General features: G+C 24.3%; 2 protein-coding genes. Both read right to left on the bottom strand.

Annotated elements, in window-relative coordinates; genetic code table 4:
* Window positions 1-129 precede the first annotated feature (129 nt).
* Complete coding sequence (locus C6B38_RS04500) at window positions 130-570, bottom strand: hypothetical protein (protein ID WP_105298813.1); 441 nt, start codon at window positions 568-570, stop codon at window positions 130-132.
* Window positions 571-700: 130 nt separating this feature from the next.
* A partial coding sequence (locus tag C6B38_RS09965; RefSeq protein ID WP_199558584.1) for a recombinase RecT occupies window positions 701-1,171 on the bottom strand: 471 nt, incomplete at its 5' end.

The following is a 1,171-nucleotide window of genomic DNA, read 5'->3' as shown; positions in this document are numbered from 1 at the left end:
ATTTTTTAGCAATATCAGGGTAAAGGTAAGGTGGATCAGTTAATATTAAATCAATACTTTTATCAGGTATTTTTTTTAATATTTCTAAACTATCACCTAAATATAATTCACCTAAATTAGTTTTCATAGTTAATCACCATAATTAGCAATTATAATTGCATCGCGGAGATGATTACTTATTTTTTCATTATTATATTTTCAACCTTTACCATATTGATAAGTTAAATTAGTATCTTTATCATATTTTCATAAACAACTATCATTATATTTACTTAAATTTTCCATATTTTTAACAACTGATTTAGTATATTTTGGTGATATAAAATAAGGATAGAATGAAAAACTAAGTCCTCCAATAAGATTAAATTTATTTTCAATTTCAATACCACCTAATACTCTTAATAAATCATCTCTATATTTTGAACCATTAGCATTTGTTGGTAAACAATTTTCAATGTTTAGAAAATAATATTCACCTTTAATTTCATATTCTTTAATAATTTTTGTAATTAAATTAACATGTTCTGTTCAATATTTACTCTTCTTTTCTAATAATTTTATTATCTTCATAAATAACAATACCAGTAGTACCAGCACCTGATGGGTCAATACCTATTTTTATCAAGCGTATACATCCTTCTCATTATTATTAACTGCTGGTACTACATTTGAGATATCTTCTTCTTTAACGACATTATCGTTAGTGTCTGCTATTTCTGGATAAGATGGGGTTATATTTATTTAATAATGGTTCATCGCTCATTTGCCCTTTATTTTTGGCGACATCAATATCTTTAAATGAAATATATTCAAAATTACCATCTTCTTTAATTTCTTTTTCATCTAAATCAATATCAGATATATCAATTCCCATTTCTAATGCTAATTTACGATATAATTTTGCTTCAACCATTTCTTTTGGTCATTTATTTCAAGGTGAATATTCACTATTACCACTAGGACTACTATTTTTTAAACGATCAATATCTGCTTTTCTTAATAAAATACCTTGATAATTTCCATTTTTATCTTTTGCAAAAGCATAAGCACCAATAATTTCATTATAATCACTAGTATTTGCATTAAAATTAATTTCATGTATTTTAGGACATGAATTTAAACTATCTCATTCAAATTTTTCACCTTTAAATATAATTGCTTTTCTTGGACT

Source organism: Spiroplasma sp. ChiS (assembly GCF_002968355.1).
GTDB classification, from domain to species: domain Bacteria; phylum Bacillota_I; class Bacilli_A; order Mycoplasmatales; family Mycoplasmataceae; genus Spiroplasma; species Spiroplasma citri.
The sequence above is the reverse complement of the archived record's forward strand: the minus strand, read 5'-3'. Positions and strand labels throughout refer to the sequence as shown.